Raw genomic sequence first — 14,316 nt, 5'->3', positions numbered from 1 at the left:
AATCAGCGGCGCGCTGAACTCAAGGTCCCGACTGCGAGCACGACGAAGATCAGGATGCCGATTGCGACCTGCTGCCAATAGAAGTTCCATCCGATAAGAAGCAGCCCGTTCGCTGCGAAGCCCAGCAACAAAACGCCCACCAGCGTCCCTGCCACGTTTGGACGATGCGACGAAGAAAGCGTGGCGCCAATAAACGTGGCGCCGATTGCGTTGAGCAAGTAACCGTTGCCTGCGAGCGGCACATACGCTTTCACGTTCGACGACAGGATCAAGCCGACAAGCCCGGAAATCACCGCACTCAGCGCGAAGGCGAGGTACAGCAATGCGCGCACCGGAAGACCGGAGTAGCGCGCGACGCCCGCCTGGACGCCGAGCACAGTGATGCCCCTTCCGTGCCGTGAGCGCGCAAGCAGCAGATGCAAGATGCAGGCAAGGGCCACGACAAGATACAGGGGCAGCGCGACTCCAAAGAGACGGCCGTGACCGAGCGTCGAGAAAGCCTGCGGCAAGACCTGGTTCAAGAGGTAGATGGGCTGTCCGCCGTCCGTTGCGAGCTGCTGGATGCTCTGGCCTATGAACAGCGTCCCAAGCGTCGCGAGAAAGGGTTCCACGCCGAATGAGGCAATCAGCACACCGTTGAACAAACCGACCGCGAGGGCCGCACCCAGTGCCGCGACGACCGCGATCGGCAAACCGACGTGTCGCTCCACGAGCGTCACGAATACGAGGCTGGCGAGATCGACGGCCGTGCCGACCGACAGATCCACCGCGCCGAGCGACGCCACCACCGTCATGGCAAGCGCCACGATCGCCAGCGGAGCGACCGTGTTGAGCAGTACGCTGTCGATGTTCGAGAGCGTGGCGAACGCCGGAGCGAACACGGCGAAGAATGCGATTGCCGCGGCGAAGGCGAGGACGAGCGCATAGCGCGTCCAGCCCTTGATTGAAACGCTGCGCGCGAAGGGACGAAGGATGAGCTCACGCATGACTGCTCTTCTCCAGGTTGCGTCGGCGCAGTAGCGCCGTGAGCGAAACGACGAACAGGATCAATGCGCCTTCGACGCCGCTGATCCAGTAGCTCGACACGTTGTCCAGCTGGAAGCCGTTCGCGACAAGGCCGAGGAATACGACGCTCAGCCAGGTGCCCGCTATGGTCGGCACGAGCCGCCGCGAAAACACGACACCAAGCAGCACGGCCGCGATCACGGCGAGCAGATTCTCCCCGGCGCCGGGTGCGCTGCCGCTCAGGAGCGCGGTGGAGGCGAGGGCGGCGATGCCGGCCGACAGACCGCACACGACATAGCTCGCCGCGACGTAGCCTTCAGCCCTCAGTCCAGCCGCGCGGACTGCTGCGGGATGACTGCCCGACGCGTGTAGCCGTAGCCCGAATCGCGTAAAGTGCCCGAGCCAGACGAACATCAGGCCCACGCCGACAAATGCATAGGAGAGCCACGGAATGGCGAACGGGCCGTTGTCGAGAAGGGCCGTGAGCGTAGGGCCTGTCGCGGAGACGGTTGAGTTTCGCGTCACGACCAATTCCAGCCCCGCCACGATGTTCATCGTGGTGAGCGTGGCAAGAAGGGGAAGCATGCGCAGTACGACAACCGCGAACGCATTGAACACGCCGACCGCTGTACCGGCTGAGAGCGTGAGTGCGATTGCCGTCGGCGAAGCGACGCCGTTGGCTAGCGACGTCGCATAAACGGCTGCACAGAAGCCAAGGTTCGCCGCAATAGAGAGATCGATGCCGCCGGCAATGCCGTTGGCGCCACCCCCGATCAGGACGAGCGTCAGGCCGAATGCGAGCGTGCCGATCACAGCCGACTGCTGCATCACATTGGCGAGATTGCCCACCGTGAAGAAGAGTGGCGAGCTTGCGGCGAACACGGCCAGCACCCCGAGAATCACCAGGAGCGCGCCACTTTGCAGCCACCATTGCGGCAGTTTGAAGGATCTCGCGATAGCGAGCACGTTGCCACGCGATCGTCTGGTTTGAACCCGACTCATGTTTGCACCACTTCAAGATCGTGCGTCGAATCCTCACTCCGGCTCGCACCCGCTGCGCTCGCCCAGCCCAGGATTTCCTGATGGGTTGTCTCTTTGGAGACCAGCTCCTGCACGAGCGTCCCGCGCGCGAGAATGAGAATCCGGTCGGTGATTCCCTGCAATTCGATCAGGTCGGTCGAAAACAGCAGGACCGCCGCGCCTTGTGCGGCGAGTTCGTCAAGGACCCGGTAGATCTCTGCTTTAGCGCGAATATCGACACCCACGGTTGGTTCGTCGAGCAAGTACAGGTTCGCGTGCGTGCCCAGCCATTTCGCCAGCACCACCTTTTGCTGGTTCCCGCCGGAGAGTTGACGCGCGGGCGCTTCGGTACCTGGCGCACGGACCTGCAGGTCGTCCATGCGCTGCTGCACCCGTTCCTTCTCGCGACGGAGATCGATCATGAAATGCCGCACGAAACGCTTGAGGCTCGCGAGCGAGATGTTTTCGCGAACGGCCATATCCAGTGCGATACCGTGCGCGCGCCTGTCCTCAGGCACGAACGCGATGCCGCGGCGCACGGCATTGCGCGGATCGTCCGGCACGTACGCCTTGCCATCCAGTTCAATGTGTCCGTGCACGCCGGGTTCGAGTCCGAACAAGCTGCGCACGACCGCTTTGCCGCCGGAACCGAGCAGCCCCGTCACGCCGACAATCTCGCCGCGGCGCAGGTTGAAGCTGACGTCTTCGAAGCGGGCGGCGGCACTCAGCCCGCAGACGCGCAGGAGCGGCGCGCCGGCCTTGCGTGTGGAAGCGGGGACGAGTGCGGCGGCACTGCCGCCGATCATCGCGGCGACCAGTTGTTGCGGCGTTGAATCCGCCACGAGCACATGGGCTACGTCGCGGCCATCGCGAAGCACGGTCACGACGTCGCAGAGCGCTTCGATCTCGTCGAGATAGTGAGAAACATAGAGGATCGCAAGACCGCGCTCGCGTAGCCTGCGAATCGCGCTGAACAACTGCTCGGCTTCATGCCGCGCGAGCGCTGCGGTGGGTTCGTCGAAGACCAGCACGCGAGGCGCGCTGAGCAGCGCTCGCGTGATCTGCACGAGCTGCTGCTCGGCAACGCTCAACTCGGCTATGAGCCGGCTCGGCTCGATATCGACACCAAAGTGTTCATGGACGGCGGTTCGCGCAAAGCGCCGCATGCTGGCCGCATTCATAACCGGCAGGAATCCGAAGTTAAGCTCGTTGCCGAGCAGCAGCGCTTCGGCCACGGTCAGGGTCGGCGCCAGCAGCCGGTCCTGATGCACGATCTCGATTCCAAGCCGGCGCGCGTCGGAAGGACTGTTGATTGCAACGGCCTTGCCATCGAGCGCGATCTCACCTTCGTCCGAACGATGGATGCCACCGAGCACCTTGATGAGGGTCGACTTCCCCGCACCGTTCTGGCCGATCAGGCCATGCACCTGTCCAGGCGCCAGGTCGAGCGAGACCTGGCGCAATGCCGGAATGCCATCGAACTGCTTGGAGATGGCCCGCAGTTCGAGCAACCCATGCTCACTTGACATCGGCCTGGCCCAGCGTTTTCGCAATGTCGGCGGCGTTGTCCTTCGTCACGAGAATTGCCGGCACATAGGTGGCGGGCGGCAACGAGCGGTCACCGTTGAGATAACGCGCGACGTTGTCGACTGCCGTCTTGCCGATCAGGTACGGTTGCTGGGCGACGACCGCGGCCGCGCTGGACTGCGGATTCTTCACCAGCGCGACAACGTCAGGGCTGCCATCGACTGCGTACGTCTTGACTTCGGTGCGATGCGCCGCATCCACCGCCTGCGTGGCGCCGATCTGCGGAACATCCCACGCGGCCCAGATAGCCTGGACCGTGCCCTTCGGATACTTGTTCAGCAACTGGCTGACCTGTGCGTACGAGTCCTGGACCGTGTTCGGCACCACGTCGCGCAATTCCGGCTGGATGATCTTGATCTTCGGATACCACTTGAGCACCGTGCGCAACTGGTCATAGCGCATGGCGACCACGGGCACGCCGTAGAAGCCGTTGAACACAAGGATGTTGCCTTCCCCATGCAGGTCGTTCACGAGCTTGAGCGCCAATTGCTCGCCGATGAAGAAATTGTCGGAGGTGGTGACGTTGATGCTCGAAGGGCTGGCGGTATCGACGGTAAAGAGTGGGATGCCCGCCGCACGGATTTTCTGCAGCCATGGTTCGAGCACCGACGATGTGCCGAGCTGCTCGATGATCGCATCGGGCTTCTGCGCAATCAGCGTCTGGATCTGGGCGATCTGCTGCGCGTCCTTGCGCCCGCCGTCGAGCGCGATCGGCGTTCCGCCCAGGCGCTTCACTTCGTCAATCTGCCCTTGATACGCCTTGAGGTCCCAGTAGTGTTCCGTACCGGCCACCGTGATGCCGATACGTTTTCCTTTCAACGACGGGATCTCGTCCGGAGCGGGAGCGGGCGCTGCCAGCGCGACGCTTGCGAGCAGTCCGGCAAGCACGCCCGCGAAACCTCGGTTAATCGGCTTGCGCATGACTGCGGGATGGGCATTGCTGTGTCGGGAGTTTTTGTTCTGCATGGCAAATGAGTCAGCGGTGGAGGGTGAACGGACTTAAGACGCTAGCATGAAGACAGCGCTGGTCTAAGTCGTTTTACGGCTAAGGTTCTGAGAGAAAAAATGGAAAGCAAATCGCGCCCCAAGGCGCCTGGTTGATCTCGGGAAGATCCCCAAAAAAAAGAATAAGAAACCGAGAAATGATTGGTTTTTATCGATGTCTGCGTTCGTTACAGTCATGGGTCCCGGTCGTGTTGCTTTCTCGCCGGCTGGCCCTGACCGCATGACTTCAGAAAGAGGCAAGAGGCACAATGAGCAACGTCGAATCAGCCAAACAAATCGTGTCGAGTGCGGAAGGGGCAGGGCAGCATGAGGTGGATGTGCTGGTCATAGGGGGCGGTCCGGCGGGTGCGTGGGCTGCAATCAGCGCCTCGGCCAGAGGCGCGAAGGTGTTGCTGGTGGACAAGGGCTTCTGCGGAACGTCGGGTGCAACGGCTCCCGCAGGCACGGCGCTATGGCACGTTCCCCCTGACGTTCAGTCACGCGAGAAAGCCAAGGCGAGCCGCTTCACCCTCGGCGGCGAACTGGCCGAACACGCATGGATGGATCGTGTGCTCGAGCAGACCTGGATCAATGCCGAACATCTGGCGGAATGGGGCTATCCGTTCCCGGTCGATGCTAACGGGACCGAACATCGTGACTCCCTGCAAGGGCCTGAATACATGCGGCTCATGCGCAAGCGGGTCAAACAATCCGGCGCTCGCATCCTCGATCACAGTCCTGCGCTCGAGTTGCTGACCGATGAACATGGCGCGGTCGCGGGCGCTGCCGGCGTGCACCGGCAGACGGGCGAGACCTGGCTCGCGCGTGCGCAAGCTGTCGTGATTGCGACGGGCGGATGCGCGTTCCTCAGCCGCGCGCTCGGCTGCAACGTGCTCACAGGTGATGGCCAGTTGATGGCTGCCGAAGCGGGCGCGGAACTGTCCGGCATGGAGTTTTCGAACGCCTATGGACTGGGGCCGGCGTTCTCCTCGGTGACGAAGTCGCTGTTCTACACGTGGGCCACTTTCTACTACGAGGATGGCTCCGTGATCGAGGGCGCCGGTTCGGCTCGCGGCAGGGGCATCATCGCTCATACCTTGCAGACACAGCCCGTGTACGCGCGCCTCGATCGCGCCGACAGCGAGATTCGCCAATGGATGCGTACGGCCCAGCCCAATTTCTTCCTGCCGTTCGATCGTCAGGGTATCGATCCCTTCGAACAGCGTTTCCCCGTGACCTTGCGCCTCGAAGGCACCGTGCGTGGCACGGGTGGGCTGCACGTGGTCGATGAAAGCTGCGCAACCTCGGTCGAGGGCCTCTACGCCGCGGGCGATGCAGCCACCCGCGAATTGATATGCGGCGGCTTCACCGGTGGTGGCAGCCATAACGCGGCCTGGGCGATGTCGTCGGGGTTCTGGGCGGGCGCGGGCGCGGCGGATCATTCGAGGGACGCGCGTGCCACGGCGCGGCGCGTCCTGATGCGCGCAGGCGGAGTGGGTCTGCACACGGATAGCGCAAGCGCCCCCTACGATAGCGCCGATGTTATCCGCGCCGTGCAGGCCGAGGTCTTTCCGTACGAGCGCAACTGGACGCGCAGCGCCGACCTGCTCGAAGACTCGTTGCAGCGCCTTGACAGCCTCTGGGAGAGGCTCAGACGCTGCTCACCGGCGGCGAGTGCTCAGGAGGCCGTGCGTGCCCGCGAGGCGGCCGCTATGCTGGCGACGTCACGCTGGATGTATCGCAGCGCGCTGGAGCGCACCGAGACGCGCGGCATGCATCGCAGGCGTGAACATGGAACCCTTGACCCTCGGCAATGCCATCGGCTCGTGAGCGGCGGGCTGGATGAGGTATGGGTGCGGCGGCTTGCGGTGCCTTATCCGCAACGCGAGGACGTTTCCATCGCGGCGGCCGCATGATCGAAATCGTCAGTGCCGCGCGCTGTACCGGATGCAATATCTGCGTCACCGCGTGCCCTACCAACGTGTTTGACGCGGTGCCCAACGGAATTCCGGTGATTGCCCGGCAGGACGATTGCCAGACCTGCTTCATGTGCGAATTGTATTGCCCCGAGGACGCGCTTTTTGTCGCGCCGCTCGCTGACAGGGTCCGGTCGCAGGAGAGTGTCCTGGCCGATCCGGTGACAATGGGCGCGTATCGCAGCGCGGTTGGCTGGGCACGCGGTGAGCGGTCCACCGCGGATCAGGACGCGAGTTATGAACTGCTGATCCGGGCGCGCTGAATGCGTCGTAAGCAGCCCGATGGGCGGATCGATTTCCGTCGAGTGGTTGACACTCGTGATCGAAAGCGGACCTGAGCGGGCAATCGTCGAGTTCGCTGGATTTTCCTGCGGTGGTGTTACGGTTCATCGGCTCCCGCCAGTTCGCTTAGCCCTGCTTCGAGCAGAAAATGCGTGATCGTCGTCGGGCCACGCTTCAAGCCGCAACGGCTCATGCAGCAACTGCTGCACGCCATGGAATACCACAGGCCGCGATTCGCCGATGAAATTGCCGATCCCCTTGACCCGCAGGATGCGTTCGCCGTGATAGCCGAGCAGTACGGTCAGCGCGGTTTCGAATGCCTGCATCGGTAATGGCTGCGCGCAGCTCAGACGGTGTCGGGCCGCCCTTGGTGCCGAGCAGGATCAGGCGTGTGCCCTTTGCCGAATGTCCAGCGGCGGTTGCCGTGGTTGCGGAGCTGGCCGGTGACTGCGCGTGGGGGTCCTGCATCCACGGCAGCGCTGCGGTAGTGCCTGCTGTAACGGCAATCCGCATGAAATCACGACGGGAGCGTCCGAACGGCTGATCACTCATGGGTCTGTTTCTCCTCAAATTTTGAATGGAGTTCGCTCGAACGTTCTGCGTAACCGAGCTCAAAAACGATTGAATTTTGGTGATTTCATATTCATGCCGGGTATTTTCCGGGGGCACGCCGCTTTTGGAAAGGGACCATGTCAGCAAGTTGATACGACTTAAGGCACTCGCCGCGGGGGTGTGCGACGAGCCGGATGATCACGGGTGGCGCGGATAGTGAGCGAATCGTGTGACGATCGGTTGAAGCGCTAATTCTGTACACTTGTTCGTCCAATGAATCCAGGCCAGCCAAACGCGAGTTCCTCCTGCACAAGGCTCACACCGTGATGGACTGCTGACGCTCGACCGACGACATGCATTGCGGCGATTCACGTCGCTGACTCGCATCGAGGAATTTCACGCCGGCCGGGCCAACCATCTCGCGAAGAAACCGGCGCTGCTCGCGAGCCAGGACGGCAAGAAGCTGTATGCCGACGTCGATTCAAACAACACTGCCAGCGAGAACGCTCTCGACGGCGAATCAAGTGGCGATAAGTGCCGATCCGTCAGCCCGTTCGGAATGGTTTTGGGGTTACTTCAATGGTGCCGGCGCTGAGACGTTCGAATTCCGCGATCAACTGAGCACCGAATAACAGGAGCGTGGCGAGCGCTTCAAGACTGAAGAGAACTACGATTGCGGTTGTGAGCGATCCGTATACGACGCTGACCTGGGAAAGCGTTGCAAAGTACCAGACCAGTATGTGACGCGTCGCTTCCCACAGTAAGGCCGCAGCGATTGCACCGACCAGGGCGTGGCTGAACGTCGGGCGCCCGACCGGGATCACGAGATAGATCGACGTCAACACAAAAATTTCCCCGGCCACTCCAAACAGATAAAGCAATACACGCGATGCGCCGACAAGGGAGACGTGCCAGCCGAACGCGTCAATGCTGTCGGCGCCGACCGCCTGCAAGGCACTGGAAACGAGCGTGACGAGGAGCACCCCCAGGCCCAGCGACAAGCTGTAGCAATAGGGGAGCAGTGCGGAGATCAGGAAATGCCGCCGGTGAATCGTCACCCGATGCACAAAGATCACTGACATCGCGTTTTCCAGCACGGTGAACGCCAACGAACTGAAGAAAATCATGGTGCAGAGAAGTACCCAGCCGATCACGGCCCGGTGAGCGAGAAAGTTCGTGAGCTCCCGAACAATGGCCTTCGCTTGTCCTGGAACGAGCCACTCGAGCAGATGCGCCAGCGAATCAAGAAGCACCCCTTGATCGACCAGATGCGATAACCCGATCACCACCAGGATGAGCAGCGGGACGATCGAAAGCAGCGCGTAGTACGCGAGCGCACCTGCGAGCAGCATCCCTTGGTTCGCGCGAAACGCCTTCAAGGTATGTACGATGAAGTCTGCCGGATGACCTGAGATGGTCCGCAACGTGCTGCCGTCTATCCGTTGCATAACGCCTCCGTTGTGCGGCTGAACTGCGGTTGCCTTGCGTCCCACCTTTCGAGAGCACCGCCCATGCCCGCGCTTGCGGATTTTCTTATTGAGTCGTTTTTATTCTCCGGTTGATTGCTTCACAACTCCGCCGATGTCCGCATGAGCGTGGAGTTCGACGGATCGCTCGGCCATCGGAGCCGACCGGCCCAAAAGGAGCTGCCGATCAGATAGACTGCCGGGGTGCTTCGCTAGGGACGAAAAATCAATGCGCCGAGTGATATTCAATCAAAAGGGCGGGGTGGGGAAATCCACCATCGTTTGTAACCTTGCCGCAATCAGTGCCTCCCAGGGGGTGCGCACGCTGGTGATCGACCTGGATCCGCAGGGCAATTCAAGCCAGTATTTGTTGGGCGCGCAGGCGCGGGACGCGCAGCCGAGCCTGGCCGATTTTTTTGAAGCGACCTTGAGCTTCAGTTTCAGGGAGCCGCAGATCGGCTCGTTCATACACGCCACGCCGTTTGAAAACCTCGACATCATTCCATCGAACCCCAATCTCGAGGCCTTGCAAGGCAAGCTTGAATCGCGCTATAAAATTTACAAGCTGCGCGATGCGCTCAAGGGTCTTGAGGGCTATGACGCGGTATATATCGATACACCCCCCGCCCTCAATTTCTTCACGCGCTCGGCGCTGGTCGCGGTCGAACGCTGTCTGATCCCATTCGATTGCGATGACTTTTCCCGCCGCGCGCTGTATTCGGTGCTTGAAAATGTCCAGGAGATCCAGCATGACCACAATGCCGATCTGAGCGTCGAAGGAATTGTCATCAACCAGTTTCAGCCACGCGCAAGCCTGCCGCAACAACTCGTGCAGGAATTGCTTGACGAAGGCCTGCCGGTACTAAGTTCCTATCTGTCCCAATCGGTGAAAATCCGCGAGAGCCATCAGCATGCCAAGCCGATGATTTATCTTGAGCCACGCCACAAACTCGCACGGGAATACCTGGCGTTGCATCAAGAACTCGACGGTTAGGTGACGCGGCAGATACGATGCGAGCCAGTCCGGTGATAGGGGTGATCGAATTCGGATTGCTCCAGCGGTTGACACAGCAGGCTATTGGCCTCGTTCACGCATAACCAATGGAGCCACCGCGAGATCCTGCAGTGGCAAAGTCCCCGATGCCGGCTATAAAAAGCGGGCACCCCATGGCGGAGCAAGCGCCAACGGAGTTGACCGCGACCTGACATTGCTTCGCTCGGCCATTAGCGATACCCTTAAATCGTTCGTGAGCGTCGAATGCTGGTCAACCCGGAGGCAACCGTTTCGTGAAGCGAGCATGGGCTTTCTCCTGCATCCTCGGCTTGAGCGCGATCCTCGGCGGATGCGGCAAGAACGGATCGCAAAACACGACTCAGGATGCGGGCGCATCCGCGAGTCAGGCGTCGGCTCCACCAGGGCAGGCCGCGAGCGGCACACCGGCAGCATCGGGCGCGCAGACGAAGAGCGTACCTGCCGTCGTCACCAAGGCGCAGTTACCGGCGGAAGCTGCCGAAACATTGCGTCTGATCAAAGCGGGCGGCCCTTTCCCTTTTGGCGAGGACGGTGTCTTGTTCCGCAACAGCACCGGATTGCTGCCACAGCATCCGCGCGGCTATTACCACGCCTATACAGTTCGCACGCCTGGCGCGGCGGATCGCGGGCTGCGCCGCATCGTATGCGGTGGAACGCGCAAGCAGACCGGCGACTGCTACTACACCGAGGATTACTACGTCAGTTTTAAACGCATTGCAGAATGACTTGAGCCAATTGAAAACGCCCCAGGCCTGCTACAAAGCAGACGCCGGGGCGTTGCATTTTCAGAGACCGCTTGCGGCCTCGCGCACCGGTCGATTCCGTGCAATCGCAAGCGCCCTTTTTGCGGCACGCTCAGCCGGGTAATAGCGAGCTACCTTTCTCGACGTACGCCCGCAGCAAATGATGGGCAATGGCGAACGGCTTGGGCGCCGACAGCCCGTCCGGATGCTTCCCCGCGAACATCGCCGCAACCTCCTGGCGCGAGAACCAGCGCGCGTCTTCGAGTTCGTTTGTATCGACGACGATGTCGGTATCGCTCGCCTGCGCAAAGCAGCCGATCATCAGCGATGAAGGAAACGGCCACGGCTGCGACGCGAAGTAGACGACCTGTGCACACTTCACGCGAGCCTCCTCCATCACTTCGCGGCGCACGGCGTCTTCCGCGGTCTCGCCCGGTTCAACAAAACCGGCAAGCGCCGAGTACATGCCAGGGGCGAAATGGCGTTGGCGTCCGAGCAGACACCGTTCGCCGTCTATCACCAGCATGATCACGACTGGATCCACCCGCGGGAAATGGCGGGCGTCGCAAACATCGCAGATGCGTTGCCAGCCGGCGTTCGTGACGCGGCTTGCAGAGCCGCAGTTTGCGCAGAAGCCGTGGCGGCGATGCCAGTCGAGCATCGACTTCGCCTCGGCCAGTATGCCGAGCGTTCCCGCGGCAACGCGGTCTTGCAGCGCGAGCGAGCGAAGGTCGATGCGCTCATGGGTGCCTGGCGATGGATCCTCAGACGCAGCCTTGAGCGCGAAGCCGAGCGCGAAGCATCCGCTGCCGTCGGTGTCTTCCCCGAGGAAGATGCTATGAAGCGGCTGGCCGAAGGCAGCGGTCTCGCTGGCGACGAACCATGGGTCGTGCTCGTCGGCTCGCTTGAGCAAGGGGACGTCGCCATCGAAGACGAGAAAGCGCGCGGACGGGGCACTGCGGAGATGCTCGATGAAGGCGTCGTCGTCCCGCTTGTCGGAGTGGCGGTTGAGCGGATTGAAGTTAAAGCCGATGGATGCGGAAAGGGCGGTCATTACGGTCGTTGACCCATGGACGAGAAGATCCGCAAGTATGGCACGGGGTCCAGTTCATACGCTCGCCAGGGTTCAGCCACCGGATTGACAATCGACTGAGAGTAGAATTCCCGCCTTGAAGCGTTTTTTGCTGGTTGATTGATTATTGAAGCCCTGTTTTTACAGCGCTTTGTATTGCGGATAGTCGCTTGGTAGTTCTCGCATTCCGGAGAATGCTGGATGAACGTGTGGCGCTTCGGTCTGGTGCAACTGAACCACTGAACCAGTGAACCAGGCGAGGGATATAGCGGCTACATCATTTTGAGCACCGTTTTTAGGATTCACCCATGGAAATTAAAGTCAACTTTCTCGACAAGCTACGTCTTGAAGCCAAATTCGATGACTTCACGGTAGTTGCCGACCAGCCTATCCGTTATAAGGGCGATGGCTCGGCGCCAGGTCCCTTCGATTATTTTCTGGCCTCATCGGCCCTGTGCGCAGCTTATTTTGTAAAGTTGTACTGCGTAAATCGCAATATTCCTACCGAAAATATCCGCCTGTCGCAGAACAATATTGTCGATCCGGAAAACCGGTACAAACAGATCTTCAAGATTCAGGTCGAGTTACCGCCGGATATCACGGAAGCAGACCGTCGCGGCATTTTGCGCTTCATCGACCGTTGCACGGTGAAAAAAGTGGTGCAAGCCAGCCCCGACTTTGTGATTGAAGAGGTTGAGAACCTGGATGCCGATGCTCAGTCGTTGCTGATTCTAAAGCCCGATTCCGACGCCAGCACCTATATTGTGGGCAAGGATCTGCCGCTGGAGCAGACCATCGCCAATATGTCGGCCAATCTGGCGGCCTTGGGTATGAAGATTGAAATCGCTTCGTGGCGCAATATTGTCCCCAATGTGTGGTCGCTGCATATCCGCGATGCGCATTCGCCAATGTGTTTCACCAATGGCAAGGGAGCGACCAAGGAAAGCGCGTTGGCGTCGGCGTTGGGAGAATTTATCGAGCGTCTGAATTGCAACCATTTTTATGGCGGTGCGTTTTGGGGCGAAGATATCGCCAATGCGGCGTTTGTCCATTACCCGAACGAGCGCTGGTTCAAGCCCGGCCGCAAGGATGCGCTGCCCGCTGACATTCTGGATGCGTATTGCCTCGAAATTTATAATCCCGATGGCGAGTTGCGTGGCTCGCATCTGATCGACACCAACTCCGGCAATGCGCAGCGCGGTATCTGTTCGCTGCCGTATGTGCGGAAGTCGGACGGCGAAGTGGTCTATTTTCCGTCCAACCTGATCGAAAACCTGTACGTCAGCAATGGCATGAGTGCCGGTAATACGCTGGCCGAAGCGCAGGTGCAATGTCTGTCCGAAATTTTCGAACGGGCGGTAAAGCGTGAAATCCTGGAAAGTGAAATCGCATTGCCCGATGTGCCTGCCGAAGTGCTGGCGAAATACCCTGGCATTCTGGCAGGGATCCAGGGCTTGGAAGAGCAGGGCTTCCCGGTGCTGGTAAAGGATGCGTCGCTGGGCGGGACCTACCCGGTGATGTGCGTCACCTTGATGAACCCGCGCACAGGCGGTGTCTTTGCCTCGTTCGGCGCGCACCCAAGCTTCGAGGTGGCGCTGGAACGCAGTCTCACGGAATTGCTGCAGGGGCGCAGTTTTGAAGGCCTGAACGAATTACCTCAGCCCACCTTTGAAAGCAACGCCGTGACTGAGCCGAATAACTTTGTCGAACACTTCATTGATTCCAGCGGCATCGTTTCGTGGCGCTTTTTCAGCGCCAAAGCCAATTTCGAATTTGTTGAGTGGGATTTTTCTGGCCAGGGCGAAAACTCCAATGCCGAGGAAGCCGCAACGTTGTTCGGTATTCTCGAAGACATGGGCAAGGAGGTCTACATGGCGGTGCATGACCAGCTCGGCGCCGTAGCCTGCAGGATTTTAGTGCCCGGTTATTCGGAAGTTTACCCGGTAGAGGATTTGATCTGGGATAACACGAACAAGGCGCTGTTGTTCCGCGCCGATATCCTGAACTTGCATCGCCTGGACGATGCCGGCCTGGCGGCACTGCTTGAGCGGCTGGATAACAATGAACTCGATGAGCATTCCGATATTGCCACTTTGATCGGCATCGAATTTGACGAGAATACGGACTGGGGGCAATTGACGGTTCTCGAGTTGAAGCTGCTGGTTAATCTCGCCTTGAAGCAATTCGAGGAGGCGCAAGAGCTGGTGGGAGCCTTCCTGCAGTACAACGACAACACGGTCGAGCGCGGACTGTTTTACCAGGCGTTGAATGTGGTGCTGGAGGTGCTGCTCGATGACGACCTGGAACTGGACGACTACGCGGTCAACTTCCGCCGGATGTTTGGCGACGCCCGGATGGACGCGGTGATGGGCTCAGTGGACGGCAGTGTGCGGTTCCATGGTTTGACGCCGACGAGTATGAAACTGGAAGGCCTCGACAGGCACCACCGCTTGATCGACAGCTACAAAAAACTGCATAAGGCGCGGGCCAATGTGGCGGCTGCAGCGCGTTAGGGCTACGCGTCATGGCTGGATGCGATGATGCCGATCATCGCCCAGCACATACGCATGTTCGATACGCGGGCGACCATCTGTGC

General features: G+C 60.4%; 12 protein-coding genes. 5 read left to right on the top strand and 7 right to left on the bottom strand.

The window, feature by feature from the left end; genetic code table 11:
• Window positions 1–2: 2 nt before the first annotated feature.
• Genes ACSOSP_RS19790 through ACSOSP_RS19775 form a run of 4 tightly spaced genes read right to left on the bottom strand, consistent with a single transcriptional unit; the run spans window position 3 to window position 4,533 of the window.
• On the bottom strand, window positions 3–986 hold the full coding sequence (locus ACSOSP_RS19790; protein ID WP_455312567.1) for an ABC transporter permease: 984 nt from the start codon (window positions 984–986) through the stop codon (window positions 3–5).
• Window positions 979–2,007 (bottom strand): ABC transporter permease, encoded by a 1,029-nt coding sequence (locus ACSOSP_RS19785; protein WP_455312566.1) that lies wholly within the window; start codon window positions 2,005–2,007, stop codon window positions 979–981. Before ACSOSP_RS19785 ends, ACSOSP_RS19790 begins: the two co-directional genes overlap by 8 nt.
• Window positions 2,004–3,554: a sugar ABC transporter ATP-binding protein gene (locus tag ACSOSP_RS19780; protein ID WP_455312565.1), complete on the bottom strand. Its 1,551-nt coding sequence runs from the start codon at window positions 3,552–3,554 to the stop codon at window positions 2,004–2,006. The genes ACSOSP_RS19785 and ACSOSP_RS19780 overlap by 4 nt, the downstream gene beginning before the upstream one ends.
• Window positions 3,544–4,533: a sugar ABC transporter substrate-binding protein gene (locus tag ACSOSP_RS19775; RefSeq protein ID WP_455313735.1), complete on the bottom strand. Its 990-nt coding sequence runs from the start codon at window positions 4,531–4,533 to the stop codon at window positions 3,544–3,546. The genes ACSOSP_RS19780 and ACSOSP_RS19775 overlap by 11 nt, the downstream gene beginning before the upstream one ends.
• A gap of 332 nt (window positions 4,534–4,865) precedes the next feature.
• Between ACSOSP_RS19775 and ACSOSP_RS19770 the strand changes: the two genes are divergently transcribed.
• Window positions 4,866–6,512, top strand: coding sequence for an FAD-dependent oxidoreductase (locus ACSOSP_RS19770; protein ID WP_455312564.1), 1,647 nt, complete (start codon window positions 4,866–4,868; stop codon window positions 6,510–6,512).
• The gene (locus ACSOSP_RS19765) at window positions 6,509–6,835 is read left to right on the top strand and encodes a 4Fe-4S binding protein (protein ID WP_455312563.1); all 327 of its coding nucleotides are present in this window, start codon (window positions 6,509–6,511) and stop codon (window positions 6,833–6,835) included. The genes ACSOSP_RS19770 and ACSOSP_RS19765 overlap by 4 nt, the downstream gene beginning before the upstream one ends.
• 123 nt (window positions 6,836–6,958) lie before the next feature.
• Here ACSOSP_RS19765 and ACSOSP_RS19760 read toward each other — a convergent pair whose 3' ends face one another.
• Both ACSOSP_RS19760 and ACSOSP_RS19755 read right to left on the bottom strand, forming a co-directional pair.
• Entirely contained in the window at window positions 6,959–7,180 is a 222-nt protein-coding gene (locus ACSOSP_RS19760; RefSeq protein WP_455312562.1) for a GTP-binding protein, read from the bottom strand.
• 771 nt (window positions 7,181–7,951) lie between these two features.
• The gene (locus ACSOSP_RS19755) at window positions 7,952–8,854 is read right to left on the bottom strand and encodes a YihY/virulence factor BrkB family protein (protein WP_455312561.1); all 903 of its coding nucleotides are present in this window, start codon (window positions 8,852–8,854) and stop codon (window positions 7,952–7,954) included.
• Window positions 8,855–9,101: 247 nt separating this feature from the next.
• On the opposite strand from ACSOSP_RS19755, the gene ACSOSP_RS19750 reads away from it, so the two are divergent.
• Window positions 9,102–9,866: a ParA family protein gene (locus ACSOSP_RS19750; RefSeq protein WP_455312560.1), complete on the top strand. Its 765-nt coding sequence runs from the start codon at window positions 9,102–9,104 to the stop codon at window positions 9,864–9,866.
• 293 nt (window positions 9,867–10,159) lie between these two features.
• A complete protein-coding gene (locus ACSOSP_RS19745; protein WP_455312559.1) occupies window positions 10,160–10,630 on the top strand; it encodes a ribonuclease in 471 nt (156 codons plus the stop codon).
• A gap of 130 nt (window positions 10,631–10,760) precedes the next feature.
• On the opposite strand, the gene nudC is transcribed toward ACSOSP_RS19745, so the two are convergent.
• On the bottom strand, window positions 10,761–11,702 hold the full coding sequence (gene nudC / locus ACSOSP_RS19740; RefSeq protein WP_455312558.1) for an NAD(+) diphosphatase: 942 nt from the start codon (window positions 11,700–11,702) through the stop codon (window positions 10,761–10,763).
• 326 nt (window positions 11,703–12,028) lie between these two features.
• On the opposite strand from nudC, the gene ACSOSP_RS19735 reads away from it, so the two are divergent.
• Complete coding sequence (locus ACSOSP_RS19735; RefSeq protein WP_455312557.1) at window positions 12,029–14,233, top strand: OsmC domain/YcaO domain-containing protein; 2,205 nt, start codon at window positions 12,029–12,031, stop codon at window positions 14,231–14,233.
• Window positions 14,234–14,316 lie beyond the last annotated feature (83 nt).

This window comes from Caballeronia sp. KNU42 (genome assembly GCF_053760385.1).
The sequence above is the reverse complement of the archived record's forward strand: the minus strand, read 5'-3'. Positions and strand labels throughout refer to the sequence as shown.

What these genes read in the sequence shown, in the direction of transcription:
- ACSOSP_RS19735 (WP_455312557.1), top strand. Translation starts at nt 12,029, where the DNA reads ATGGAAATTAAAGTCAACTTTCTCGACAAGCTACGTCTTGAAGCCAAA.
- ACSOSP_RS19765 (WP_455312563.1), top strand. Translation starts at nt 6,509, where the DNA reads ATGATCGAAATCGTCAGTGCCGCGCGCTGTACCGGATGCAATATCTGC.
- ACSOSP_RS19775 (WP_455313735.1), bottom strand. Translation starts at nt 4,533, where the DNA reads ATGCGCAAGCCGATTAACCGAGGTTTCGCGGGCGTGCTTGCCGGACTG.
- ACSOSP_RS19770 (WP_455312564.1), top strand. Translation starts at nt 4,866, where the DNA reads ATGAGCAACGTCGAATCAGCCAAACAAATCGTGTCGAGTGCGGAAGGG.
- ACSOSP_RS19760 (WP_455312562.1), bottom strand. Translation starts at nt 7,180, where the DNA reads ATGCAGGCATTCGAAACCGCGCTGACCGTACTGCTCGGCTATCACGGC.
- ACSOSP_RS19790 (WP_455312567.1), bottom strand. Translation starts at nt 986, where the DNA reads ATGCGTGAGCTCATCCTTCGTCCCTTCGCGCGCAGCGTTTCAATCAAG.
- ACSOSP_RS19785 (WP_455312566.1), bottom strand. Translation starts at nt 2,007, where the DNA reads ATGAGTCGGGTTCAAACCAGACGATCGCGTGGCAACGTGCTCGCTATC.
- nudC (WP_455312558.1), bottom strand. Translation starts at nt 11,702, where the DNA reads ATGACCGCCCTTTCCGCATCCATCGGCTTTAACTTCAATCCGCTCAAC.
- ACSOSP_RS19750 (WP_455312560.1), top strand. Translation starts at nt 9,102, where the DNA reads ATGCGCCGAGTGATATTCAATCAAAAGGGCGGGGTGGGGAAATCCACC.
- ACSOSP_RS19780 (WP_455312565.1), bottom strand. Translation starts at nt 3,554, where the DNA reads ATGTCAAGTGAGCATGGGTTGCTCGAACTGCGGGCCATCTCCAAGCAG.
- ACSOSP_RS19755 (WP_455312561.1), bottom strand. Translation starts at nt 8,854, where the DNA reads ATGCAACGGATAGACGGCAGCACGTTGCGGACCATCTCAGGTCATCCG.